The sequence below is a fragment of the Amycolatopsis pittospori genome (genome assembly GCF_013870525.1).
Lineage (GTDB): Bacteria > Actinomycetota > Actinomycetes > Mycobacteriales > Pseudonocardiaceae > Amycolatopsis > Amycolatopsis pittospori.
This window is the reverse complement of the sequence record NZ_JACBXD010000001.1, coordinates 25470-47846: the sequence shown is the minus strand read 5'-3', so window position 1 is coordinate 47846 and position 22377 is coordinate 25470. Positions and strand designations below refer to the sequence as shown.

Genomic DNA, 22377 nt, shown 5'->3' with positions numbered 1-22377 from the left:
CCTCACTACGTCCAGACGGATTAGTCATGCGCGGTATGCGGTTGTCGGTACTACATCGGGCCGGTCAGCGTCGCCGTGCGGCGGGCTTCTTCTTTGCTCCGCCCGCGAACAGCGGTTTCGCGGCCTCCACGGTGGTGATCGCGGTCGCGACCTTGCGGGCGGCTTCCGTGTGCTGCTTGCCGCACCCGGCGACCCGGTTGGACAGCCGGGTCATCGCCGTCCGGAGCTTCTTCATCGCGTTGTCCAGCTCGGTCAGCTTGCCGTCGATCTGGTTGGTGCTCATCGGTTTCTCCTCGCTGCTTGATTTCAGAACCACGTCTTCTTGGCCAGCCGTTTGCATTCCGGGCAGTAGGTCGCGAGCACGTAGCCGAAACACGAGGTCTCGACCTCCGACACGTTCGCGGTGATCCCGCACGCGGCGATCATCTGCCCCGACCAGAACGACTGCTCCACGGCGATGTGAACCAGGTCCTCCTCACGGGTGACCATCAGACTCGCCAGCCCCGCGAGATCAGTTCCGCCTTCCGCTTCAGAGCGGCCTCCCGGAGCTCGTCCAGTGCCCCGGACGCCTTACGGAGATCGGCCTGAACCTCGGACTTGCTCGGGACCTGCCAGCCCTCGAACCGGTCCGCCGTGGCGCCCTTGTCGTCCAGGGACTTCCCGAGCTTGCCGACCTCATCGAACGCTTTGCGCACCTCATCCAGCGCGAACTCGAACTCAGCGAACCGGGCCTTGTTGACGTTGTTGATCGTCTGAGAAGTCATCGCATTCCCTTTCGTTTGTCGGAGCGGAGAACGAGCCCCTCGACGTGACCGCCTTCTCCCAGATCTCTTCCTGTTAAGCCTGTCCGCTTCGTTCAGCGCGTCGTAATAGCTGCCATGCGTGCTGACGTGCACTCCAGGGACACCATTCGCGTTGACCGACGTGTCGATCACCTTCCCGAAGCCGTCCCACTCGTGCACGGCCTCGAACCGACGAGTACTCATCGGGTCTTGTTGTGCCGGTTGCTCGTCCGGGAGGCCATCACGAGACCTTTCGCTTACGGGAACAGGGAATCGGCGCCAGATTGCGCCACTGCCGTGCCTTCATCTTCGTGGCCTTGGGCACCAGGACCGAATTCCCCGGCCCCTCGTACCCATGATGGGCGTAGACGTGCACACCTCCCTTCGACAACCACTTCGCGGCCAGGAGCTGGTGCACGGCCTCCTCCTGATAGCGGGGGGAGACCTCGATCGTCTTCGAGGCCACCAGGTGATAGACCCGCTCCGACGGCCCGACCAGCACATACCCGGTGTTCTCCGCAATCTGAAGTACCTTCTCGATCAGGTCCATGTCGTTGATCGGCGGGGACGCCGGCATTGCCTTCACCGGCTCATCCACCGGGTTCCCGAAGAGATCCACGGCACCCGTCATCGCGTCGCCGCCAGCACCAGCAGCCCCAGAACCAGAGCAGCCACACCGGCCACCGGAACCGCCACCACCAGCGCCCCGACCAGCAGCAGCCAGAGCGGGTAGAACGTCACCTTCGCGAAACTCGTCTCCATCTCGACCTCACATTCGCCACTGGCGACCGCAGACATTGCAGGTCGCGATACGGGTGGGGGACAGCCAAAAATTCGCCGAACACACGTGGTTCCCCATCACACGTCCCTCTTCGGGCCGTTCGGATCGAACGACGAAAGACCACTCCGCGGAGCGTCCGCAGCCGACCTACCCATTGCTCTTCACTCCTTCCACGCTTTTGCCGATCGCGTGAATTTCCTGGTTAATTCCGATCAGTTCCTCGATCACGCGGTTAGTCCGAGACCGCGCATCGGAATCCACTCCGAGCGCCAAACTCACGGCCTGGTCCAGTTCCCGGATCACTTCGCGGACACCGCGATAGGTGCTCTCGTAAGCACCGAGAAGAAGACTCACACGTTCGCTCACTTCTCCTTCTTCCTTCGATCTTCGTAAGTCTCGACTTCCTCGATTCGGCGACGAATCCTGTCTATCCCAGCCGACGCGTTACCCAGCTGTTCGCCGATCACGAGACTGAGCGCCAAGCGCAGGTCGCGATCCGCGACTTGAACTAAAGACGAGACATCCTCCAAGGCGCGCACGATGTCACGCACATCCTTGAGAGCCTGCTCGAACACCTCCAGAAGCTCAGCTTTCACCGGTCCCGTGATCACGCGTTCCCCTCCTCTTCACTCGCCCAGTCCGCCTGAATAAATGCAGCCGACTGCACATCGCCCACACAGTTCATCAACTCCCGCGCGACGCGACGCACGCGAGAATGCGCAGCGTCATGGAGCGACCCGGCGGCCTCAAGGCGATACGCCCGAGTCGCAAGAACCCGCAACTCTTCCAGTATCGCCGCGAATTCTGCCTGTACATCGTTGGTCGCGCCGTTCACAGCTCATCCCCCTCCGTCAGGTGCAGCCACGGCCACTCGTTCAATTGGGCCGCCAAAATTTCGTGCTCACTCATTCCTGACCTCATTTCGTCTTGGACGGATACACCCGCCAGTTCCCGACGAAATGAGGTCAGGAACCAAAGCACGTAGCCGTATTTGACGCGTTTTTGGGCATAGTTGGGCTCACTATGTATTTGTCAATGAGCAGAAGAATTCAGTGCCCGAGTGGGCAAATTGCCGAGTTGGCAGGATTCACGCGACGCGTGATCAGTAGAGCGACTTCATGCCGGCCGCGCCCCAGGCGACACCTGAGACCGTCTCGCCCCGGTCGTTCTTGAACGAGTACGGCGTCACGCGCGGGTCGATCAGCTCGACACGGGTCATCTCGTCCTCCGAGAAGCCGTCGCCGGGGTCCGTATCCAGGGTTACCCGGATCTCCTCGCCCTTCTGTCCCTTGGCCTTCACCATCAGCGCCACCGTGAACTTGGTGTTGCCGTCGCCATCGGTCACGACCTTCTCCACCCCGTCCTCTTTGCGCATCTTCATCTCCACGTTCTCCGAGACCGTGAGCCGGTAGCCCGACAGGTTCACCGGGATGTTCCTCATGTCTGCCTCCGTCGATCGGTTCCGTTGCTTCATCCCGGTATAAAACTTCCATCCCGGGATGGCATGCCTGGAACCTTGCCAGGCCCATCGGGGCGTTGTCAAGCCCATCCCGGGATGCAGTTTGACTGCCCGGGATGATGTGGAAGGATGGAGTCATGGAACGAATGGACACGAAGGCCGTGGCTGCGGAGCTCCGCGCGGACATCTATGACGGCAAGTTCGCGCCGGGGGAGACGCTGCCGAACACTGACCAACTACGTACGCGGTTCGGTGTCGGCAAGAACGTCGTGTCCGCCGCTGTGCAGACTCTTAAGGGGGAGGGGCTCCTTGCTCCGGGTGGACGCGGGCAGCCGGTGCGAGTCCGCGCGCTTCCGCAGAAGCTGACTCGCTCGAATGTCAACTATCAGGAGGAAAAGGATCTCGTCAAGGCGAGCGAGGATGTCCGTCGTCGTCGCGGTTCGGCTGAACGTGACGCCAATGTTTCAATTGAAGAGGTCCACGACGACTCGGTAACATATGAAGTTATTTCGCCGCCTGACGAAGTGGCGAAGATCTTGGCTCTTGGGTCAGGCGAATATGTTCTTCGTCGGACATATTTGCGGCAGTACCGTGACGGTGAAGGCTACAGCAGAATGATTTCGTACTTACCGTACGCGCTCGTCAAAGATCATCCGCCCCTCTTGGACTCGTCAAATGAACCTTGGCCTGGCGGTACGCTTCATCAGCTGTACACAGCGGGAGTGGAGGTTTGCGCGATTGAGGACCGTGTTTCCGCGCGCATGCCCACGGAGGAGGAAGTGGCGCTCTATGACATCCCCTTTAACGTTCCCGTAATTCCGATTTTGAAGATCAGCTACGACGCATCGGGACGCGCGGTTGATGTAGCAGAACTTTTGACCCCGGCTGACCGGATTTCACTGTCCTACATCACCGAACTGCGAAAGTGGGATGAGTAAGCAATGGCAACGCCGCGCTTGATTTCTGTGGTGACAGCCGTTTTTGATGGCGGACACCACTATTTGAAGGATCTTTACAAGTCCCTGTGCGCTCAGGAAATGCCCGAAGGCTGGTCGTGGGAGTGGTGCGTGCAGGAAGACGGCAACAGTGGAACGCCAAAACAAGAGCTTCCTGACAACGATCCGCGCGTTCACTACGGCACAGGCCTTGCCGGTCGTGCCGCTGTCACTCGAAATATGGCTCTGTCGCAGGCGCAGGGGATCGTGATTCGCAACGTTGACGCAGATGACGTACTACTTCCCGGTGCGCTATCACGGGACATTGACGCGTTGCACCGCGTCGCTTGGTGCGTGTCGGCTGGCCTTGATCTGCATGAGGACGGAACCACAACGCCAGGCCCGTACGACCCGCCGAATGGCCCAGTTGAGCCTGGTCGCTTCTATGGAGAGCAGGCAGAGGACAGGCTCTCGGTTCTCGCAGCGAACCTCGCGATGCACACTGACCTCATCTGGTCATTGGGCGGGTGGATGGCGCTCACTGGGGCCGAGACGATTGCCACGCTCTTGGCGGCGGAAGCGGTGACTCCGGGCGAATTCATTGCCGAACCGAGCATGCTCTATCGGAAGCACTCCGCGCAGACGACTGCCTCTGCGGACTACTGGAACCCGAAGGAAGACGAGGCGCGCAGGCGTCTCATTCAGATGCGCGTAGAAGCCATCCACGCCAACCGAACGCGGTACCTGCCGGGGTCGATCGATGATGACGATTCGGCTGTAGACCCGTCGGTTCCGTCAGAGGCGCGTCAGGCGCAGGCACTTTCGCGTATGACTCGGGGAAACGAGGTCTGAGGTCGGAAAACGTAATGCGGGCACACGATGAAGGGAGCAAGCTCGTGGTTGAACCGGCATACGTCACGATCGCGGAGGCATACGCACGTCGTATCCGCGCTGGAGAGCTTCAGCCGGGGAGTCAGCTTCCAAGCTATACGGAGATTGCGAGCGAGCACGGGGTATCAGACATTGTCGTCCGGAAGGCCCTAGGGCTCTTGCAGAGTCAAGGTCTCATTCGGTCCGTCAGACGTCGAGGTGTCTTCGTTGCCGAGTCTCAAGATCTTGCGCTGCCGGCTGCCGAACTCCGGTCACGCTCCGAACCGACGTTCGGCAACGAGTCCAATCAGGCCACGAATCAGGAGGCATTGACCGCCTACACGCGCGCGCTCGACGACCTCCGGGAGATGCAAGCCAAGCATCATGCGGAGGCGCGTCGGAGCTTCGCCGAGGTCAATCAGGGCATAGCCGAGATCAACACTTTGCTACGAGCGCTGATCGACAAGGCATGACTCCCATCCGGTCGCCCGCCATGACGATTGCGTGTTCAGAGTTTCATTACTTGTTCAAGGCGGCCCCTCCGGGGCCGCTGGCCAGGTAGTTTGATCCACGGGCAAGCCCCGCCGGGGCGTGCGGGCTGGCGCCCGGTCCCCGGCGGTCGCCCGTGGAAAAGCCAGCCAGCGGCCCGATCGTCGGAGGGGCCGTTGACGACGCAAAGACGAAGAGATGTCCTCGCCGGACAGGCAGGTCTCGGAGATGGCCGGCAGGGAGCGCAAGTTGCGTCCGTGTGTGACCTAACGGCATCCCGTCGACCTCCCAAGGGGCTATCACGCCGCGTCAAGGGGGCGAGTTCACTCAGATGGGGCAGTGAGCAGGCAGTGCCCCCTTGACACGGCGTGATGAGGGCTGCGCCAGGTCGACGAGATGCCGAGAGGTCTCACACTTGGGGGGAGCGAGTAACGGAACGCAGGTCCTCAACGCTGATGGCGCCGCGCAGAACGAGCACTCCGCCGGTCCTGTGTATGTCACCGGTAACTTGGATAGGGAATTGCTCACGATATGCGGCGATAGCCAGATCGTGGTCGGCGCCCGACAATGTAACTCGTACCTGGCGACGATTGTTTCTCTCGACAACTCCTCGAAGGGTAACAGTAGCCTCGTTTGGATCATCAGACTCTTCAGATCTCTGAAGCTTAATTACCCTGCCTATAATCGACATTCTTTCGGGATCTTCTCGCTCTTTCAGCTTTGAGCTGACGTTCTTGAGTGGCTCCAAGTGGTCACGGTCAAAGACAACTTGCTCGACTGATGGCGGCTGAACACGCTCAGCAGGTGCCCATCGGAAACTTAAGTCCAATGCTCGAAGTCCTTCGAACTTGGTCATCAAAAGAATTGACTCGCATAGCTCGGAACTTACGCCTGCATTAATTGAATCGCTCGAAGCAAAGGGGTGATCGGCAGACGTTATTCGCGACGTCTCGCGCAATGCGTTTGCTAATGTTGCGGTGACTCTGCGTTGGAACGGTGGAATGATTAAAGACTCGCTGGCGAGAGCATCTGGAGCGGTCTCATCTTCAAGAATTTCAATATCTTTAGATGTGTTCTCATCCGCTTGGGGCTCAGGGGGGAGGACGTCATCTTCATCAAGGTTAGTAAGAACCGTTATGATGAAGCTCCCCCGTTGCGTGTGCCCCATCCGAACGTCGTCATCAAGGAAGTTTCGCACCGCATCCGGGCGCCTCCCAGGAAAAGAGGCACGAGGTTCGATAGTTGCTAAGGCTGCTGCTGACATCATCTTTAGTGTGCCGCTGATAAGTTGCTCAGCTTGCTTGAGTGGAATGCTGTCATTGCGGATCAGCTGGTCTGCTCTAATGTAGAAGAAGTCAGAGCGTGCGGCTAGAATGCTACTGGCTAATTGGAATGAGTCCCAGTCATATACGCGCCGGAGTCTCTGCAAAGCCTCATTGAAACGCTTGCCAAAGTCGATAAACGTGACGTCAGTGGGAAGGATTATTCGAGCATGAGGCCGGCTGCCCTCATAGAGAAGCCAGCTCTCCGCACCTGGGAGCGTATCTTCAAGAACCCAGCCGCTGACACCCAGATATGACGACACCGCTGATGGCGTGAGAGCAAGGTCACTGGGAAGCTCGTCTAGAATGCTATTCACAGTGGCTCCCTTTTGGAAGCGCGCTCCATTAAGACAAGCAGGCTTTCGACGTTGAAAATGTTCTCACGAGGCAAATGTACAACTTTGCTATCCTGATTTATCGCAGGAAAACCCCGCAGGGAGGCCCAGTATGCACAACGAACCACGGTAAGGGCATCTTCGTCCTGCGCGACCCACGACTCCAAATTCGGCGGTACAACCATCACTATCAAGATGGCCGGGTCGAGCCTGTGTTCGCCACGAAGGTTGTCGTAATTAAAGCGAGGAAGTTGGAATGCGACGTGATCATCTTTTATTGAATCACTGGCCGTGCATTTAAGTTGCACATCGATCTTAACATTGCCAAGTAGCTCATCAGGCGGGGTCTGCATTAGAATCCCGTCTACCCCGTGATCGTCAATCGTGACATCCTGGAGCTTGCATCGAGCAGCGGTGGCTACCGTGTGTGTATACGCAATGCTGATCTGTTCCTTGCACAGATTCGGCTGAAGGCGCCCGTATGGCACACCTGAAGCGTGCACGCTCGGAAACAGTGCTGTCACGGCGATAACCCAAGCACATGTTCCAGCTACGTAGGGATACATTTTGATCAACCTAAGCCAGTGGGCACCCGATTGGCGTAGTCTACGCTACATTACGATCGCGAAATGGCAATGACTTGACGTGCACTCTGAAGAGTGGTGTAGGGCACCTGGTGCGCCCCCTCTTGGTGGTCCTCTCGGTTCAGGTCCTGCCAGGTCGAACGGTTGAACGCGGAGGCTCCCTCTAGGGGCCGACCGAAGATCAAATCCCTGGCTTTCCCCCGGAAATGGGTGCCAACGAACGACGAACAGTGGTTGATAACCGACGTTCGCGTTTGTGAACCATGCAGGTTACGCATGGGCACGGCAGCGGATGACAAATGTCAAGCGCTACCGTGCCAAAATCGACCCAGTGCGGGTTCGATCCCCGTCCGGGGCACAACCAGTTCCGCTCTGTGGACGTGCTGGTCCGCGCGGACGGCCGCTGCCGACAATGACCGCATGACCGGAAGCGGCCTGACCGACGAAGCCACCTACGACCGCACGCGAATCGAGCAATGGCGGGCAGGGAAGGCGCTGTCGCGGCGCGGGATGCTCCGGCTGACGGCCGGTGGCTCGCTCGCCCTGACGGCGTTCGGCTCCTTGCCGGCGGGGACGGCGTCGGCCGCCGCGCCGATCGTGAAACCGTTGCCGCCGGAGTTCTTCGAGGTCTACGGCACCAACGCGGAAACCCGCTGGGAAGCGCTGAGCGGGCAGGGCTATCTGACACCGATCGACAGGTTCTTCGTGCGGAACCACACCGCCACCCCGGTGATCGACGCCGGAACCTGGCGGCTGAAGCTGTTCGGCACCGGGCTGCGCGGTGAGCCGACCGCGGAAAGGCCGGTCGAGTTCACCTACCGCGACCTGCTGCGGTTGCCGTCGGAGACGATCACGTCGGCCATCGAATGCGCGGGCAACGGCCGAAGCTACTTCGCCAGCCAGCAAGGGCAAACGGTGTCCGGTACGGCGTGGAAGCTCGGCGCGATCGGCGTCGCGCGCTGGCGCGGCGTCCGGCTTTCGACCGTGCTGGCCAGGGCCGGGCTGACGCGGCACGCGGTGGACGTCCTGCCTGAAGGGCTCGACGCCGACTACGTCACCGGCGGGGTCAACCTGGGGAAGGTGCGCCGTCCGCTGCCGGTCGCGAAGGCGTTGCAGGACGTCTTGCTGGCCTACGAGATGAACGGGCGGCCACTCCCGCCGGATCACGGGCACCCGGTCCGGCTAGTGGTGCCGTCCTGGGTGGGCATTTCGTCGATCAAGTGGCTGGGACGCATCGAGGTCTCGGACAAGCCGCTGGTCTCGCCGTGGAACACGCAGTATTACCGGCTGCTCGGGCCGGACTACCCGGCGGAGGGCACCGTCGTGACCCGGCAGGTCGTGAAGAGTGCCTTCGAACTGCCGTGGGACGCCGAATTCGCCTCCGGCGGCAGGCATGTGCTGCGCGGCCGGTCGTGGTCGGGCAACGGCCGGATCCGGCGTGTCGAGGTCGATACCGGCGACGGCTGGAAGCCGGCGCGGCAGGTGGGCCAGGCGGCGGACCGCGGCTGGCAACAATGGGAGATCCCATGGCGCCCCAAGGTTTCCGGTGCCTACACGGTGCGGGCGCGAGCCACTGACATCACCGGTGTCACCCAACCGGACGTCGCGCCGTACAACACCCAGGGCTACCTGTTCGGTGCCATCGTCCGGCATCCGGTCCGGGTGGTGTGAGATGACGCAGTCGGTCGCGGTGAGCGGGGAACCGACCGTCGAGCTGACCCTCGCGCTGCGGGTCAGCACCGATTCCGAGCACGCCGCGGCGATCGCCGCCCGCCTGCTTGAGTCCTTTGAGGACACTGTCGGCGTGACACTTACAGCGCGGACCTTCCCTGACGGTGAAACGACTTCCGCGCAGGTCGTCGAACTCGCCGGGCGACGGCAGCGCCGCCAGGTCGGAACGCCGCTGCGGATCGAGCCGGATTCGCGACGCGTGCTGTTGCGTGACGAGGTGCTGGAGTTCACGCGGCTGGAGTTCGATCTCCTGCTTTTCCTGGCCAGGAATCCGGCCCGGGTCTTCGATCGCTTCACGCTGATGGCGCAGGTGTGGGGATTCAGCGGTGGCAACGGACGGACCGTGGACGTCCACGTGCGCAAGATTCGCGGAAAGCTGGAACCCGTCCTGACGCCGATCACGACCGTGCGCGGTGTCGGTTACCGGTTCGACGGGGCGGGGAAGGTGCTCATCGCGGACTGAGCGGCGCCTCGGCCCGGCAAAGTGGGCATGTGAAGATGGAGTCGTGACTCCCACTTACGTTTTCGTGCACGGCTCCAACGGGAACTCGTTCACCTGGGCCCCGATGCAACGCGAGCTCGCCCTGCTGGGCCACCGCACCCTCGCCGTCGACCTTCCCGGTCACGGCTTCGGTGCCGGATTCCCGGCGGCTTACCAAGCGCCGCAAGACCTCGGCGCTCTCGCCACCGCGCCGTCTAACATGGCCGGAGTCACCTTGGCGGACGCCGTCGAGCACGTGGCCGGCGTCGTGCGCAGGGCCGCCGAGCACGGGCCGGTCGTCCTGATCGGACACAGCCGCGGCGGGATCACGCTGACCGGGGTGGGCAACGCGGTCCCGGACCTGATCGACCGTATCGTCTACATCTCCGCATGGTGCTGCGTAGACGCGTCGGTCGGCGAATACATGCAGGGGCCCGAGAACGCGAGCAGCGCGCTCAACGACGTCGGCGGAATCCTGGTCGCCGACCCGGGCGCGATCGGCGCGCTCCGGATGAACTGGCGCACCGCCGATCCCACGATGCTGGCGGCGTTGAAGACCGCGATGCTCGAGGACGGCACCGACCAGGAGTTCCTCGCCTACCTCAACACCATCGAGCCGGACGAGAGTCTCGACGCCGGCGACGAACGCGCCGACGCGGCCACCTGGGGCCGGATCCAGCGAACCTACATCCGGCTCACGCGGGACCGGTCCATGCCGATCGCGTTGCAGGACCGCTTCATCAAGGAGGCGGACGCGCTCACCCCGGACAACCCGACCGACGTGCGCTCGGTCGAGGGCAGCCATGTCGGGTTCCTCATGCGGCCGCAGGAGATCGCGGGCATTCTCGCCGGACTCGCCTGACGCCGGCGTTCGTCCGGGTACTGTTCCGCCGGGGGGAGAAGGAGAACCGAGTGCGATGACAGACGAACAGTTCACCAAGGGACACCTGATCACGCTGTTGATCAGTTCCGCGATCGGGGTGGGATTCGGTGCCGGGTGGTGGTTTTTCGGTGCCTCCTCCGTCCCCAGTGGAGCGACGCCGCTGATCGTCTTGGGCGTCGTCGTGGTTTTGGGACTGGTCGGCTGGCTCGTCCTGACCGCGCGGCGAGGCGCCGGCTTGCCCGCCGGTGGCGGCAGGGAGGAAAGCCCGTTCGGCAAGCAGTACGGGATCGCCGTGCTTCTGATGCTGGTGGGGATCTTCGGCGGCGCGAGGGTGCTTTCGGCGGTCTTCGAACTTCCTGAAGCCGTGCCCGCGTGGGTGCTCTTCGTGGTCGGCTTGCACTTCCTGCCGTTCGCGAAGCTGTTCGGCTCAAGACGGTTCCTGGTGCTGAGCGCTTCGCTGTGCGGGGTCGCGGTCCTCGCGGTGGTGCTCGCGGTCGCGGGCTGGACGGCGGCTTGGCAACTCGTGCCTGGCTTCGGCGGCGCCGTGGTCCTCTGGGCGACCGTGGTGGCCGGGCTTCTCGCCACAAGCCGTCAGGGAGCGACAAGTCCCGCTTTGTAGGCGAAGATCGCGAGCTGGACGCGATTCGTGGTCTCGACCAAGACGGCCTCCGGCATGATGCGGATATGACCGAGTCCGCCCATCCGTTCGCCCCGCCCGCCCACGAACGACGCTGGATCGAAGCCGTCACGGAACTGTCGAAAGGCTTCGCCGCGACAGCCGCCGAATTCGACGAGACGGCCGAGCTGCCCATCGCCAACCTCCGCGCGCTGCACGCGACCGGACTCGACAGGGCGACCTTGCCCGCGGAGTACGGCGGCGAGGACCTCAGCTACCGGACCTATGGCGAGATCGTCCGGATCCTCAGTGCCGCCTGCTCGTCGACCGCTTGCATCTGGGTCATGCACATCGGCGCCGCCGTCGGCTTGGTGCAGATGTCGGCCCCGGAAGTCGCGCGTTCGTACGCCGACGAAGTGATCGGCGGCCGGCGGTTCGCCAACGCGCTGTCGGAACCGAGCAGCGGCAACATGTTCCTGATGCCGCAACAGGTCGCCGAGCCGGTCGACGGCGGGTTCCGGCTCACCGGGGCCAAACGGTTCGTTTCCGGCTGCGAGGTCGCCGACCATTTCCTGGTCAACGCGCTCGTCGACGGAGCGCCCACCTTCTTCGGCGTCTCGCCGGACGACTCGATGAGCTTCGTGCCCATCTGGGACACGATGGGACTGCGCGCGAGCCGCAGCCAGCTCGTCTCGTTCGAAGGCACCGTCCTGCGGGAAGACCGCAGGTGCCCGCCCTCGACCGTGCGGCGCCCGAATCACATCGGGGCCGGACTCGCCTTCCTGTCCCTGGGGATCGCCGACGCCGCGGCGGAAGCGCTCGTCACGCACGCGAGGAACCGCGTCATCCCCGCGACCGGGCAACCCCTTTCCGAAATGCAATGGCTGCAGTTCGAAGTCGCGGATGTCCACACCCGCCTCGAAGCCGCGCGCATGTACTCCCAGAACATGGCGTGGCTCGCGGATCAGAACTCGCCGGAGTTCCTGCCGGCGACCATGACGGCGAAGGTGCTCGCGAACGACATCGCGCGCGACGTCGCCCAACTCGCGCTGAAGGCCGGCGGTGGTTCGGGATTCCTGCGCACTTCGCCGATCCAAAGGCTGTTCCGGGACGCGCAGGCGGGCGGGTTGATGGCGTATTCGTCCGAAGTCTGCAAAGACCGGATCGGGAAGACCGTACTGCTGCCGCAGGCCTGATGTCCGAGGCGCCGGCCGGGTGACGTCAAGCCCGGCCGGTTCCGCGAGGGCCGGTCAGCAGCAGCCGGTGTCGCAGCAGTCGCAGTCGCAGCAGTCGTCGATCCGCATGGTCATCCACCTCCTCCCGTCGATTCGCAGTCAGGAGGGCACCAAGCGCCGGGGAGCGGATCGGCGCATTTCTCGCCGGACATCCCCGACAGCATGGAGCTGAGCTCGGCCCGCAGCGCGCCGAGCCGGGCCATCTCCGCGTCGATCTCGGCGAGATGCCGTCCCAGCATCGTTTCGGCAGGCTCGCACGGGCATACGCCGGTGTCGCGGACGCTCAGCAGATCGCCGATCTCGGTCAGCGTCAGCCCTAGCCGCTGGGTGCCGCGGATGAACCGCAGCCTGTCGATGACGGCTTCGTCGTAGCGCCGGTGCGCCCCGGTCGTCCGCGCCGGGACGGGCAGGAGGCCGATGCGCTCGTAGTAGCGCACGGTGTCCGGCCGTACCCCGGCGCGGGACGTCACCTGGGACATCGTCAACGCCGCCGGCGCGGTCGTGTCGGTTCGCATGTTCCGAGGGTAGAACCTGGACCCGGCTCCAGAATCAAGCTCGGAATCCCACGAGGCTCGCGAGGAGAAGACGGAGGCGTCGCGCGTCCGCATCATCGGGAAGGGTGCAAACGGCGAGAGGACGGCACGGTGACTGACTTCCGGAACGTGATCAAGGACCTCACCACGGAAGGCGAACAGGTCGACGCCCTGGTGGCCGATCTGGACGGCGCGGGCTGGGCGACGCCCACGCCCGCCGTCGGCTGGTCGGTCAAGCACCAGATCGCGCACCTTTCGTTCATCTTCAAGATCGCCGGGCTGTCCGCGGCCGAGCCGCAGAAGTTCGTCGAACTCGCGAAGACCTCGATGGCGCGCGGGTTCGACGCGGCCGTGAACGCGGCGCTCGACGACTATCTCGGCGACCCCGACGAGGTGGTGCTGGCCCGGTGGCGCGCCGAACGCGACGCGGGCATCAAGGCACTCGCCGCCGTCCCCGCGGACCAGGTCGTGCCGTGGCTGGTCAACCCGCTGCCGCCGGCCATCCTCGCCTGCGCCGGGATGATGGAACTGTTCGCGCACGGCCAGGACGTCGCGGACGCGCTCGGAGTGCGGCCGGAGCGGACCGATCGGCTCGCGTACCTGGTGGGCTTCGCCGTCCGGGTCCGCGACTTCGGCTACGAGGCGCGCGGGCTGACCCCGCCGGAGCAGGAGTTCCGGTTCGAGATCACTTCGCCGTCCGGGCAGTTGTGGACGTTCGGCCCCGAAGACTCGCGGCAGCGGATCACCGGCAGCGCGGAGGACTTCTGCCTGCTGGTCACGCGGCGCCGTCACCGCGACGACCTCGACGTCCGTGCCGAAGGTGCGCTGGCCGACCACTGGCTGGACATCGCGCAGGCGTACCGCGGGCCCGCGGGCGAGGGGCGCAAGCCGGGGCAGTTCGACTGCTGAGAACCACGTCGCTTCCCGGTGATAAGGCATCCTGGAAGTCGCGATCAACTCCGCTCGGTGCGATCGTCGGTGCACACGGGGTCTAGGAGGCGATCGTGGCAAGGGTGTGGCTGATCAGGCATGGGGAAAGCGAGACGAACGCGGGCCTTCCCGGTGGTGAGCCGGGAGTCTCGCCACTGACCGAACTCGGCAGACGGCAAGCCGTCGAAATCGCGGATTCGCTGGCGGAACCGCCTCGGTTGATCGTGACGTCGCCGTTCCTGCGGGCGCGGCAGACCGCGGAGCCGACGATCGAGCGGTTCCCCCACGCGGAACGCGAAGAGTGGCCTGTCCAGGAGTTCACCTTTCTCGGCGAACTCCATGGACAGGTCACCACCACCGCCACCCGCAGGCCGTACACCGAGGCCTACTGGGACCGGGCCGATCCGCACCACGCGGTCAACGGCGCGGAATCGTTCGCCGGTCTCTTCACCCGGACCCAGGAGTTCCTGACCCGGCTGGGAGAACGCGAACCCGGACCGATCGCCGTGTTCACGCACGGGCTCTTCATCCGCGCGGTCATGTGGTCTCTGCTGACCGGGATCACCATCCCGGACGCCGAGGCGATGCGCGGATTCCGCACGTTCGCCGACACCTACGTCGTGCCGAACGGCAACATCACGGAGCTGCGGTACACGCCCGGGAAGCGGACTCCGCGGGTCGTCGTCCCGCTCGCCTCCCGGTTCGCGGACCGTTAGGGCTTCAGCAGGAGCTGGAGCCGGTTCACCCCGGTCATGTTCGGGCTGGGGATGAACGCCGGCGGCGTGCCCGGATCGGTGCGCAGGTCCGGGAACCGGTCCAGCAGGATGTTGAGCGCGATCTTGCCTTCCAGCCTGGCCAGCGGTGCCCCGATGCAGAAATGGATCCCGCGGCCGAAGGCCAGATGCGGATTGTGCGCCCTGGCCGGATCGAAGGTTCCGGGATCGGTGAACGTGCGCGGATCCCGGTTCGCCGCCGCGACCCAGATACCGAGCATCTGATCGGCCGGGATCGTCTTGCCGCCCAATTCGACCTCGGTCGTCGTCGCGCGGGCGACCAGTGCGAACGGACTCAGGAAGCGCAGCGATTCCTCGATCGTGGCCGGCAGCAGCGAGCGGTCTTCGCGGACACGCCGGTACTCGTCCGGATGGGAATCGAGGCACAGCACGGTGTTCCCGAGCAGCATCGTGGTGGTGATGTGCCCGGCGAGCAGCAGCACGTTCGCGAAGTTGACGACTTCGTTCTGAGTGAGCTTCTCGCCGTCGACCTCGGCTTCGACGAGTTTCGTCAGCAGGTCCTCGCGCGGGTTCCGCCGCCGGTCGTCGACGTGCTCGGAAAGGTAGTTCACCAGGTTCTTCAGTTGTTCGGCCGTTTCGTCGGACGCCCGCTTGTCCTCTTCGGTCTGCTTGACCAGCGACCGCTGCTGGCTGTTGTTCAGCAGTGTGTCGACCCATTTCTTGAACAGGTCGCGGTCGCTCGCCGGGATGCCGAGGAGTTCGGCGATGACGATGACCGGCAGCGGATAAGCCAGATGGGTCACCAATTCCATCGAATCCCCGCCGTCGACGACGTCGAGGAGTTCGTTCGTCAACGCCGCGATCCGCGGTTCCAGATCCGCCACGACCTTCGGGGTGAAGGCGTGGCTCACCAGGGTGCGGAGCTTCTTGTGGTCCGGCGGATCCATCTGGAGCAGGTTGCCGTCGACGAACAGGTCCTTGTCCGGCGCCAGCTCCGGCGGGATCAGGCGGGCGGTGTCGGAAGAGAACACCTTGGGATCACTCAGGGTCTTCAGTGCCTCGGCGTGGCCGTAGACGTTCCACATACCGGTTTCTTCGTCGAAACCGACCGGTTCTGCCGGGAACTCGTCCCGAAGCCAGAACTGGTCTTTGTGCGCTCCCCAGCTTTCGGCGAGGGTGGTCATGTCGTGCCCCCTTCTTGTGGTGGTGAAGGAGCTCGGATCAGACGGGCTCCTCTGTTCCGTCCTGCCGGTAGATCCAGGCGCGATAGGTCGAGATCAGATCCCGGAACGCCTGGTTCACCTCGGCCGCCGCGGCGGCCAAGTTCGCGGGGGACGGTTTCTCCGGCGGCTCGAACGCCGACCGGATGATGTGCGCGAGGGCGTCGGCCTTCTCCTCGGAGGTGAGGTCGGAGCCCTCGGTGGTGAAGGTTTCCATCAGGTAGAACCCCAGCGCCGAGGAGCGCAGGGAGTACGGCAGGTGCGGGAGGTCGTCGCGAAGGAGTCCCCGGTCGGTCATCGTCTTGAGGTACCGCTCGGTCACGACGGCGTCCTGATCCTGCAAGGGGTGTTTCTTCAGCCGGCCCAGCAGTTCCGTGTTGCCGGAGATGAGCGCGCCGAGCAGCGGATTCCGTTGGGTCTGCAGGAAGACGGCCCGGTGGAACCGATGCGGGAGTACCTCCGCCGGATCCTCGTCCAGCTTTTCGAGGAGACCCTCGGCGGCACGGAGGGATTCGCGCAGGAGCAGGGCGTGAAAGAGGCTTTCCTTGGCACGCCAGTGCAGGTAGATCGTGCCCTTCCCGATTCCCGCATGGTTCGCGATGTCCTCGATGGTCACCTTGCGGTAGCCCAGCCTGGTCAGCAGGACGCCGGCCGCGTCGAGGATGCGATCGGCGCGGCCGGCGGTGCGGTCCGGACTCTCTGGCACATGCGCTCCCGGTCTCTGACTTCGTGACCAGATTTGCTTATCTGGTCATCCGGTCAGTCCGACGTTAGCGCCGCACCGGCGGGCCCGGCAAGGGAATGACGGTTTTTTAACGCAGACGGTGGGACTGGAAGAAGCGCCAGACGACCGGAGTCGCGTCGATGACGGTCGGCGTGGCGGAATCGTTGTTGGGAGACGTGCTCGGCCAGACGTGCCCGGCGCCTTCGACCCGGTAGTGCTGGAGCGAGCAGCCGATCCAGTGCTGGACGGTCACGCCGGTCTCCGGCGAGTACTCGATCGGCCGGGGGAAGCAGCCGTTCCGGTCCGCCCAGCCGGCGAGCCAGGCCGGCAGCGTCGGCAAGCCCTTGGCCGGGTTCCCGGTGTAGGGGATCGTCGTGTCGGCCGTGCCGTGGAAGTCGAGGATCGGTGCCGGCCGCGACGGGTCGCACGGCCCACCCTGCGGGTAGAACGCTCCCGCGACCGGGGCGAACGCCGCGATCCTTCCCGGCATCCGGCAGGCGAGTACGCCGACGAAGCCGCCGCCGTTCGACTTGCCCGTGGCGTAGATCCGGCGCGAGTCGACGCACAGGTCCCGCTGGAGGGCGTTCAGCAGATCGCTGGTGAACAGCACGTCGTCGGCGGCCGCCGAATAGGGTGCGCCGGTCCAGGCCGATTCGCCGTCGGTCCCGGTGAGTCCTTGCGGGTAGACGGAAATCGCGTCATACGCGGAGAAGCCGGATAGTTCCTCCTGGTATTTCGAGGTCCTCTTGTGGCCGTGGAACGACAGCACGACCGGGTACGACCGCGACGGCCGGTACCGCGCGGGAACGTGCACCGTGTACTCGCGGACCAGGCCGCCGGACGTCAGCGTTCGCAGTGTCGTCACGCCCGCCGGTACCGGGGACGGACGATGGCAGCCGGTGGTCGGCACCGGGCGATCGACCGGCGCCGACGACGCGGCCGATGCCGTGGGTGCGGCGAACAGGCTCAGTCCGGCCGTGGCGACGGCCGCCAGCGCGAGACGACGTAGGTACTTGTTGGGACCAGGCACGCGATCCTCCTTGATCGGGCGGCGGGGCGGTGATCAGGGTCACTCCCGACACCGGCCTGGTCAGCATTGTGTTCATTGAGTTTTCGGACCGCTTTTCATGTCACCCTGCCGGGCGGTCTCGCCGGGGCCACTTTCCGGGCCCTTCGCCTCGCGGTTCCGCCGGATCCGGGGCGGGTCAGCCGCAGGCCTTTTTCGCCATGAGCACCCGCGTCAGCGCCTCGTCGACCCGGGCGGCCGGGAGTTCGCCGGACGCAAGCGCTTGCTCCAGCGTGGCCAGCACCGAGTCGACGTTGCCGCCGGAGGACCACAGTGCCTGGTCCGCGCCGGCCTGCAGGGCCTTGAGCACGGCCGTCGGCAGCGGGTACTGGGCCGTGATCGCCTTCATCGCCCCGAGATCGTCGGTGATCACCGGGCCGTCGAACGCGTAGTCCTTCCGCAGCAGCCGGTACGCCGGCGCCGACAAGGTCGACGGCGTACCACCGGTCAGGTCGGGCACGTCCAGATGTCCGACCATGACGCCGATGTCGCCGTACTCGCCGATGTCGCGGTACGGCACCAGGTCGACCTTTCGCAGCGAAGCGAGCGGCGGGGTCCGCACCAGTCCCTTGTGGGAGTCCCCGGTGGCGTGCCCGTGCCCGGGGAAGTGCTTCAGCACCGGCTGGACTCCCGCGTCCCGCAGGCCCTGCGAGAACGCCAGGACGTACTTGCGTGCGATCTCGGGGTCCGCGCTGAAGGATCGGTCGCCGACGATGTCGCGGTCCGGCTGGTCCGTGATGTCGGCGTCGGGCGCGTAGTCGACGGTGACGCCGCGGGCCCGCATCTGCTTGCCTCGTTCGGCGGCCTTCGACCGCACCTGTGCCGGCGTCATGGTCGCGGCCATCTTCCGGGCGCTCGGCATCTCGCCGTCGAGGTCGTCGATCCGCTGGACGCGGCCGCCCTCCTCGTCGATCGCCACGGACACCGGCACCTTCGCGGCGCGCTGGACCTCATCCAGTGCGCGGTTCTGCAGCAAAGCCGTCTCATTGCCGCCGAGGAAGATCCCGCCGATCTGCTGATCGCGTACCAGCTTCACCGTCGCCTGCGGGTCGCCCGCGTTCACGCCGACCACCACCAGCTGGGCCAGCCGCTGCCGGGGGCTCATCCCGGCGATGACGGCTTCGCAGCCTGGTACGGGCACCTGATCCGCCCTCGGTGACGGCGAGGGCGTGGCCGGGCTCGTGCTGAGCGGCCTCGGAACCGCGCTGCTCGGCGGTGGAGGTGTCGACTCCGCCGGCTGTGCGGAACCGGCCTGCTCGTTCGCTGTTCCGCACTGCACGCTCGTGAGGAGAACGGTGGCCGCTCCCAGGATGACGGTCGCCCATCGCTTCGTCGTCTTCGGTCGCCCGGCGTTCATCGGCTCGTTTCGCTCGTAGTCCATGCCGGTACCGACGGTAACCCCACTCGTCCTCCGGCACGCGTTCGCATCGGTCGGGGAATCTGCTCCACCTCCCTCCTGTTCCGTGTTCTCCCTCGTCAGGTCGGTACGAAGGCTTGACAACTCGATCTGCTCCGTCGTAGATTACCACATGGTTATGGAACCGCAAGGTTATCGAAGGTAGCGGTTGATCCAGTGAGAGACCGAACGTGAGAACTCGAATCCGTGAGACAGAAAGGCGGGCGACCGTGGCACAGGATCTGCTCGATGTCACCTTCGCGGCGCTCGCCGACCCCACCCGCCGCGCGATCCTCGCGCGGCTCGCGCACGGCGAGGCCACGGTGACGGAGCTGGCCGCACCGTTCGCGATGAGCCAGCCCGCCATCTCCAAGCATCTGAAGGTGCTGGAGCGGGCAGGGCTGGTCGCGCGGGGCCGTGACGCACAGCGCCGCCCCTGTCGCCTGGTGGGCGAGCCGCTGAAGGACGCGACCGAATGGCTCGGCGGCTACCGCCGCTTCTGGGACGAGACCTTCTCGAACCTGGACCTCGTCCTCGACGCGGAGCTGCGACACCCGGAGCGCCGGGACGAGACCGACTGACCACCGCGGGAGCGGGAAAGGAACAGCACGATGGGACGCACTCTCAGTGTGGAGAAATCCGGCGATTTCGAGATCGTCATGACGAGGTCCTTCGACGCGCCCAGGGCGCTGGTGTTCGACGCGTGGACCAAACCGGAACTGGTGCGCCGCTGGTTCGGTCCGCATGGCTGTGAGGTCGTCGAATGCGAAATCGATCTGCGGGTCGGCGGCAGATGGCGCTACCGGCTGCGGCACGGGGGCGGGATGGAGATGCTGCTGCAGGGCGTCTACCAGGAGATCGACCGTCCGGAAAGGCTCGTCTCGCTCGAGACGAACGAGGACTGCGAGGCGTCGGAAGGTCAGGCCTTGGCGACCCTGACGCTGGCCGAGCAGGGTGGCGTCACCACCCTGACCCAGGTGCTGCGATACGGCTCAAGTCGGATCCGGGACGCCGTGCTCGAATCCGGCATGGAGCGAGGTGTCGGCGAGGGCTTCGACAAGCTGGCCGAAGTCGTGGCCGTCCCGGCGGGGGCGTGACCACGTGAACGCCATCGCGGATCGGTATCGCGCCAGGGCCGACGCCTTCGAGGGCAAGATCGCCGCCGTCGAGCCAGGGCGGTGGGAGAACCGTTCCCCCTGCGAAAAGTGGACCGCCAGGGATGTCGTCGGGCACATCGTCGACATGCACGGCGCGATGCTGCGTCCGTTCGGTCGCGACCTCGCCCCGGCACCGTCGCTCCGGGAAGACCCGCTCGGCGCGTTCCGGGCGGCCCGGGCCGAGGTCGAAGTCGTGCTCTCCGATCCCGTGCTCGCCGCCACCGAACACGAAACGCCGATGGGGAAGGTGACCGCCGAACAGCACATCGACCAGGTCGTCAGCGCCGACATGGTGGTCCACGGCTGGGATCTGGCCCGAGCCACCGGTCAGGACGACACGATCGACCCTGGCGAGGTCGCCCGGATGTGGCCCGAGGCGCAAGCCATTCCGGAAGAGATGAGGATTCCCGGCGCGTTCGGTCCTGGGATCGTCGTCTTCGGTCCCGAGGTGAAAGTGCCCGACGACGCGCCCTTGCAGGACAGGCTGCTCGGGCTGATGGGCCGCGACCCGAACGCCTAGCGCGGTGAGCCGGTCTCAGACGTGGATGCCTCGATGGCGCCGGGCGGGCCGGGAGGGAACCGGCACCTCGGCGGTGTCGGTCCCGTTGGCCGCGGCCAGCACACGATCCAGAACCGCCAGAGAGGTGGTGAGCAGAGAAATCTGGTTCTGGATCCGGGCCTTGGCGATCTCCAGTTCGTCGGTCAGCCCCGGTGACGGCACGAGATGCGTGTCGTCACCGGAAACGCAGGGAAGGAGTTCCGCGATCTTGCCGCTGCACAACCCGGCCGAATAGAAGAGCTGGATCTGCAGAACCCGGGCGACGTCGTCTTCGGTGAAGGTCCGGTAGCCGTTGACGCATCGATCTGGCCGGAGCAGCCCTTCCGTTTCGTAGTACCGCAACGAGCGCACGCTCACCCCGGTCCGCTCCGCCAGTTCGCCGATCCGCATGGGTCCACATTAGCCGCGGAAACCGAGCTTGACCGTGACGCCGGTGTCAGGGTTTAGCTTCGCGTTCATGAGGTTGCTCGAAGCATTCCGCGGCACCGCGATCCAGCTGCCCAACCGCGTCGTGATGGCCCCGATGACCCGGGGACGCGCCGACGACACGACAGGCGTGCCCCATCCGCTGACGGCCGAGTACTACGCGCAGCGTGCGGGTGCCGGCTTGATCGTGAGCGAGGGTGTCTGGGTCAACCGGACCGGTAAGAGCGGCCCGGGAATCCCCGGCCTGGTGACAGCGCGACAGGTCGAGGCATGGAGGGCCGTGACGAAAGCCGTCCACGGCCAAGGTGGCCGCATCTTCGCCCAGCTCTGGCACGCGGGCCGGGTCAGCCATCCCGGTGTGATGGGCCGGACGCCGGTGGCGCCTTCGGCGGTCCGGCAGGCCGGACGGATCTTCGTCGCGGACGGCTGGAGGGACACGGTCGAGCCCCGTGCGCTCGGTGAGGGCGAGATCGGCGAGGTCGTCCAGGACTTCGCCACGGCGGCTGTCGCTGCCGTCGAGGCCGGGTTCGACGGCGTGGAACTCCACGGTGCCAACGGGTACCTCATCCAGGAGTTCCTCGCTCAGAACACCAACCGGCGTCAAGACCGCTACGGCGGTTCGGTCACCGCCCGGCTCAGATTCCCGCTCGAGGTGGTGGCGGCCGTGGCCGAGCAGATCGGCGCGGCCAAGGTCGCCCTGCGGATTTCGCCGGGCAACCCGGAGAACGACGTCGTGGAAGACGACGCGAAGGAGGTGTACTCACGACTGCTCGCGGAACTCCGGCGATACGAACTCGCGTACCTGCACGTCATCGACACACCCGAGGCCGTGGCGCTGTCGTATCTGCGCCCGCTGTGGCCGGGGACGCTCATCGCTAACCTACGGTCCGGTGAGCCGACCTCGCAGGACGAGGGTGAGTCCTTGATCGAGTCCGGGCTGGCCGACGCGGTCGCCTTCGGGAGGCTGTTCATCGCGAATCCGGATCTGCCCGCCCGATTCGCGCTCCGTGCCCCGCTCGCCGAGGCCGGACACGACGTCTACTACGGCGCCCGGCTCGACGGCTACACCGATTTCCCGGCGTTCGAACCGGGCTCGGCGAAGTTCGCCTGTTCGGCGCGCAGCTGATCT

Annotated in this window: 31 protein-coding genes; 14 read left to right on the top strand and 17 right to left on the bottom strand. The window is 65.0% G+C overall.

Annotated elements, in window-relative coordinates; genetic code table 11:
* Positions 1 to 64 precede the first annotated feature (64 nt).
* The 9 genes from H5J31_RS00260 to H5J31_RS00225 form a co-directional block, all read right to left on the bottom strand.
* Positions 65 to 283, bottom strand: a complete 219-nt coding sequence (locus tag H5J31_RS00260; protein ID WP_037317194.1) for a hypothetical protein — start codon at positions 281 to 283, stop codon at positions 65 to 67.
* A 23-nt stretch (positions 284 to 306) separates the two neighbouring features.
* The gene (locus tag H5J31_RS00255) at positions 307 to 489 is read right to left on the bottom strand and encodes a hypothetical protein (protein ID WP_181770345.1); all 183 of its coding nucleotides are present in this window, start codon (positions 487 to 489) and stop codon (positions 307 to 309) included.
* A complete protein-coding gene (locus H5J31_RS00250) occupies positions 489 to 764 on the bottom strand; it encodes a hypothetical protein (protein WP_181770344.1) in 276 nt (91 codons plus the stop codon). Before H5J31_RS00250 ends, H5J31_RS00255 begins: the two co-directional genes overlap by 1 nt.
* A 259-nt stretch (positions 765 to 1023) precedes the next feature.
* Complete coding sequence (locus tag H5J31_RS00245; RefSeq protein WP_181770343.1) at positions 1024 to 1368, bottom strand: hypothetical protein; 345 nt, start codon at positions 1366 to 1368, stop codon at positions 1024 to 1026.
* Positions 1369 to 1409: 41 nt separating this feature from the next.
* Complete coding sequence (locus H5J31_RS40135) at positions 1410 to 1544, bottom strand: hypothetical protein (protein WP_268879138.1); 135 nt, start codon at positions 1542 to 1544, stop codon at positions 1410 to 1412.
* Between the two features lie 166 nt (positions 1545 to 1710).
* Entirely contained in the window at positions 1711 to 1929 is a 219-nt protein-coding gene (locus H5J31_RS00240) for a hypothetical protein (RefSeq protein WP_181770342.1), read from the bottom strand.
* Complete coding sequence (locus H5J31_RS00235; RefSeq protein WP_181770341.1) at positions 1926 to 2174, bottom strand: hypothetical protein; 249 nt, start codon at positions 2172 to 2174, stop codon at positions 1926 to 1928. The genes H5J31_RS00240 and H5J31_RS00235 overlap by 4 nt, the downstream gene beginning before the upstream one ends.
* Complete coding sequence (locus tag H5J31_RS00230; protein WP_181770340.1) at positions 2171 to 2398, bottom strand: hypothetical protein; 228 nt, start codon at positions 2396 to 2398, stop codon at positions 2171 to 2173. Before H5J31_RS00230 ends, H5J31_RS00235 begins: the two co-directional genes overlap by 4 nt.
* Before the next feature lie 267 nt (positions 2399 to 2665).
* Positions 2666 to 3004 (bottom strand): hypothetical protein, encoded by a 339-nt coding sequence (locus H5J31_RS00225; protein WP_181770339.1) that lies wholly within the window; start codon positions 3002 to 3004, stop codon positions 2666 to 2668.
* A gap of 155 nt (positions 3005 to 3159) precedes the next feature.
* On the opposite strand from H5J31_RS00225, the gene H5J31_RS00220 reads away from it, so the two are divergent.
* Genes H5J31_RS00220 through H5J31_RS00210 form a run of 3 tightly spaced genes read left to right on the top strand, consistent with a single transcriptional unit; the run spans position 3160 to position 5300 of the window.
* The gene (locus tag H5J31_RS00220; RefSeq protein WP_181770338.1) at positions 3160 to 3960 is read left to right on the top strand and encodes a GntR family transcriptional regulator; all 801 of its coding nucleotides are present in this window, start codon (positions 3160 to 3162) and stop codon (positions 3958 to 3960) included.
* 3 nt (positions 3961 to 3963) lie between these two features.
* Positions 3964 to 4809 (top strand): glycosyltransferase, encoded by an 846-nt coding sequence (locus H5J31_RS00215; RefSeq protein WP_181770337.1) that lies wholly within the window; start codon positions 3964 to 3966, stop codon positions 4807 to 4809.
* A gap of 44 nt (positions 4810 to 4853) precedes the next feature.
* Positions 4854 to 5300: a GntR family transcriptional regulator gene (locus H5J31_RS00210; RefSeq protein ID WP_181770336.1), complete on the top strand. Its 447-nt coding sequence runs from the start codon at positions 4854 to 4856 to the stop codon at positions 5298 to 5300.
* Positions 5301 to 5725: 425 nt separating this feature from the next.
* On the opposite strand, the gene H5J31_RS00205 is transcribed toward H5J31_RS00210, so the two are convergent.
* A complete protein-coding gene (locus H5J31_RS00205; RefSeq protein ID WP_181770335.1) occupies positions 5726 to 6955 on the bottom strand; it encodes a hypothetical protein in 1230 nt (409 codons plus the stop codon).
* Positions 6952 to 7539, bottom strand: coding sequence for a DUF4365 domain-containing protein (locus H5J31_RS00200; RefSeq protein ID WP_181770334.1), 588 nt, complete (start codon positions 7537 to 7539; stop codon positions 6952 to 6954). The genes H5J31_RS00205 and H5J31_RS00200 overlap by 4 nt, the downstream gene beginning before the upstream one ends.
* Positions 7540 to 7977: 438 nt before the next feature.
* Here H5J31_RS00200 and H5J31_RS00195 point away from each other — a divergent pair, with 438 nt between their 5' ends.
* The 5 genes from H5J31_RS00195 (at position 7978) to H5J31_RS00175 (ending at position 12464) form a co-directional block, all read left to right on the top strand.
* Positions 7978 to 9228 (top strand): sulfite oxidase, encoded by a 1251-nt coding sequence (locus H5J31_RS00195; protein ID WP_181770333.1) that lies wholly within the window; start codon positions 7978 to 7980, stop codon positions 9226 to 9228.
* Between the two features lies 1 nt (position 9229).
* Positions 9230 to 9751 (top strand): winged helix-turn-helix domain-containing protein, encoded by a 522-nt coding sequence (locus H5J31_RS00190; RefSeq protein WP_181770332.1) that lies wholly within the window; start codon positions 9230 to 9232, stop codon positions 9749 to 9751.
* A gap of 43 nt (positions 9752 to 9794) precedes the next feature.
* The gene (locus H5J31_RS00185; RefSeq protein ID WP_181770331.1) at positions 9795 to 10631 is read left to right on the top strand and encodes an alpha/beta fold hydrolase; all 837 of its coding nucleotides are present in this window, start codon (positions 9795 to 9797) and stop codon (positions 10629 to 10631) included.
* Between the two features lie 55 nt (positions 10632 to 10686).
* A complete protein-coding gene (locus tag H5J31_RS00180) occupies positions 10687 to 11271 on the top strand; it encodes a DUF7010 family protein (RefSeq protein ID WP_181770330.1) in 585 nt (194 codons plus the stop codon).
* A gap of 65 nt (positions 11272 to 11336) precedes the next feature.
* On the top strand, positions 11337 to 12464 hold the full coding sequence (locus H5J31_RS00175) for an acyl-CoA dehydrogenase family protein (RefSeq protein ID WP_181770329.1): 1128 nt from the start codon (positions 11337 to 11339) through the stop codon (positions 12462 to 12464).
* Between the two features lie 110 nt (positions 12465 to 12574).
* Here the strand turns inward: H5J31_RS00175 and H5J31_RS00170 are convergent, their stop codons facing one another.
* Positions 12575 to 13018 (bottom strand): heavy metal-responsive transcriptional regulator, encoded by a 444-nt coding sequence (locus tag H5J31_RS00170; protein WP_181770328.1) that lies wholly within the window; start codon positions 13016 to 13018, stop codon positions 12575 to 12577.
* A gap of 129 nt (positions 13019 to 13147) precedes the next feature.
* Between H5J31_RS00170 and H5J31_RS00165 the strand changes: the two genes are divergently transcribed.
* Together H5J31_RS00165 and H5J31_RS00160 are read left to right on the top strand one after the other, a co-directional pair.
* On the top strand, positions 13148 to 13945 hold the full coding sequence (locus H5J31_RS00165; protein ID WP_181770327.1) for a TIGR03084 family metal-binding protein: 798 nt from the start codon (positions 13148 to 13150) through the stop codon (positions 13943 to 13945).
* A 95-nt stretch (positions 13946 to 14040) separates the two neighbouring features.
* Positions 14041 to 14682 (top strand): histidine phosphatase family protein, encoded by a 642-nt coding sequence (locus H5J31_RS00160; protein WP_181770326.1) that lies wholly within the window; start codon positions 14041 to 14043, stop codon positions 14680 to 14682.
* Here the strand turns inward: H5J31_RS00160 and H5J31_RS00155 are convergent.
* From H5J31_RS00155 to H5J31_RS00140, 4 genes are all read right to left on the bottom strand, one after another.
* The gene (locus H5J31_RS00155; protein ID WP_181770325.1) at positions 14679 to 15884 is read right to left on the bottom strand and encodes a cytochrome P450; all 1206 of its coding nucleotides are present in this window, start codon (positions 15882 to 15884) and stop codon (positions 14679 to 14681) included. The genes H5J31_RS00160 and H5J31_RS00155 overlap by 4 nt on opposite strands.
* 37 nt (positions 15885 to 15921) lie before the next feature.
* Positions 15922 to 16626, bottom strand: coding sequence for a TetR/AcrR family transcriptional regulator (locus H5J31_RS00150; protein ID WP_181770324.1), 705 nt, complete (start codon positions 16624 to 16626; stop codon positions 15922 to 15924).
* A gap of 106 nt (positions 16627 to 16732) precedes the next feature.
* Positions 16733 to 17674: an alpha/beta hydrolase family esterase gene (locus H5J31_RS00145; protein WP_181770323.1), complete on the bottom strand. Its 942-nt coding sequence runs from the start codon at positions 17672 to 17674 to the stop codon at positions 16733 to 16735.
* Positions 17675 to 17849: 175 nt separating this feature from the next.
* Positions 17850 to 19091, bottom strand: coding sequence for a glycoside hydrolase family 3 N-terminal domain-containing protein (locus H5J31_RS00140; RefSeq protein WP_181770322.1), 1242 nt, complete (start codon positions 19089 to 19091; stop codon positions 17850 to 17852).
* 245 nt (positions 19092 to 19336) lie between these two features.
* On the opposite strand from H5J31_RS00140, the gene H5J31_RS00135 reads away from it, so the two are divergent.
* The 3 genes from H5J31_RS00135 to H5J31_RS00125 are packed head-to-tail and all read left to right on the top strand — an operon-like array spanning position 19337 to position 20783.
* The gene (locus tag H5J31_RS00135; protein ID WP_181770321.1) at positions 19337 to 19687 is read left to right on the top strand and encodes an ArsR/SmtB family transcription factor; all 351 of its coding nucleotides are present in this window, start codon (positions 19337 to 19339) and stop codon (positions 19685 to 19687) included.
* A gap of 30 nt (positions 19688 to 19717) precedes the next feature.
* Positions 19718 to 20203 carry an SRPBCC family protein gene (locus H5J31_RS00130; RefSeq protein WP_181770320.1) on the top strand — a complete coding sequence of 162 codons (486 nt, stop codon included), beginning with the start codon at positions 19718 to 19720 and terminating at the stop codon, positions 20201 to 20203.
* 4 nt (positions 20204 to 20207) lie between these two features.
* A complete protein-coding gene (locus H5J31_RS00125) occupies positions 20208 to 20783 on the top strand; it encodes a TIGR03086 family metal-binding protein (protein WP_181770319.1) in 576 nt (191 codons plus the stop codon).
* Positions 20784 to 20798: 15 nt separating this feature from the next.
* Here H5J31_RS00125 and H5J31_RS00120 read toward each other — a convergent pair whose 3' ends face one another.
* On the bottom strand, positions 20799 to 21212 hold the full coding sequence (locus tag H5J31_RS00120) for a MerR family transcriptional regulator (protein WP_181770318.1): 414 nt from the start codon (positions 21210 to 21212) through the stop codon (positions 20799 to 20801).
* 67 nt (positions 21213 to 21279) lie between these two features.
* Between H5J31_RS00120 and H5J31_RS00115 the strand changes: the two genes are divergently transcribed.
* Entirely contained in the window at positions 21280 to 22374 is a 1095-nt protein-coding gene (locus tag H5J31_RS00115) for an alkene reductase (RefSeq protein ID WP_181770317.1), read from the top strand.
* Positions 22375 to 22377 lie beyond the last annotated feature (3 nt).

Bases quoted from the DNA above. Each gene is read 5' to 3' on its own strand.
- H5J31_RS00260 (WP_037317194.1), bottom strand. From the start codon at position 283: ATGAGCACCAACCAGATCGACGGCAAGCTGACCGAGCTGGACAACGCG.
- H5J31_RS00255 (WP_181770345.1), bottom strand. From the start codon at position 489: ATGGTCACCCGTGAGGAGGACCTGGTTCACATCGCCGTGGAGCAGTCG.
- H5J31_RS00250 (WP_181770344.1), bottom strand. From the start codon at position 764: ATGACTTCTCAGACGATCAACAACGTCAACAAGGCCCGGTTCGCTGAG.
- H5J31_RS40135 (WP_268879138.1), bottom strand. From the start codon at position 1,544: ATGGAGACGAGTTTCGCGAAGGTGACGTTCTACCCGCTCTGGCTGCTG.
- H5J31_RS00225 (WP_181770339.1), bottom strand. From the start codon at position 3,004: ATGAGGAACATCCCGGTGAACCTGTCGGGCTACCGGCTCACGGTCTCG.
- H5J31_RS00220 (WP_181770338.1), top strand. From the start codon at position 3,160: ATGGAACGAATGGACACGAAGGCCGTGGCTGCGGAGCTCCGCGCGGAC.
- H5J31_RS00215 (WP_181770337.1), top strand. From the start codon at position 3,964: ATGGCAACGCCGCGCTTGATTTCTGTGGTGACAGCCGTTTTTGATGGC.
- H5J31_RS00200 (WP_181770334.1), bottom strand. From the start codon at position 7,539: ATGTATCCCTACGTAGCTGGAACATGTGCTTGGGTTATCGCCGTGACA.
- H5J31_RS00195 (WP_181770333.1), top strand. From the start codon at position 7,978: ATGACCGGAAGCGGCCTGACCGACGAAGCCACCTACGACCGCACGCGA.
- H5J31_RS00190 (WP_181770332.1), top strand. From the start codon at position 9,230: ATGACGCAGTCGGTCGCGGTGAGCGGGGAACCGACCGTCGAGCTGACC.
- H5J31_RS00180 (WP_181770330.1), top strand. From the start codon at position 10,687: ATGACAGACGAACAGTTCACCAAGGGACACCTGATCACGCTGTTGATC.
- H5J31_RS00175 (WP_181770329.1), top strand. From the start codon at position 11,337: ATGACCGAGTCCGCCCATCCGTTCGCCCCGCCCGCCCACGAACGACGC.
- H5J31_RS00170 (WP_181770328.1), bottom strand. From the start codon at position 13,018: ATGCGAACCGACACGACCGCGCCGGCGGCGTTGACGATGTCCCAGGTG.
- H5J31_RS00155 (WP_181770325.1), bottom strand. From the start codon at position 15,884: ATGACCACCCTCGCCGAAAGCTGGGGAGCGCACAAAGACCAGTTCTGG.
- H5J31_RS00140 (WP_181770322.1), bottom strand. From the start codon at position 19,091: ATGGACTACGAGCGAAACGAGCCGATGAACGCCGGGCGACCGAAGACG.
- H5J31_RS00130 (WP_181770320.1), top strand. From the start codon at position 19,718: ATGGGACGCACTCTCAGTGTGGAGAAATCCGGCGATTTCGAGATCGTC.
- H5J31_RS00120 (WP_181770318.1), bottom strand. From the start codon at position 21,212: ATGCGGATCGGCGAACTGGCGGAGCGGACCGGGGTGAGCGTGCGCTCG.
- H5J31_RS00115 (WP_181770317.1), top strand. From the start codon at position 21,280: ATGAGGTTGCTCGAAGCATTCCGCGGCACCGCGATCCAGCTGCCCAAC.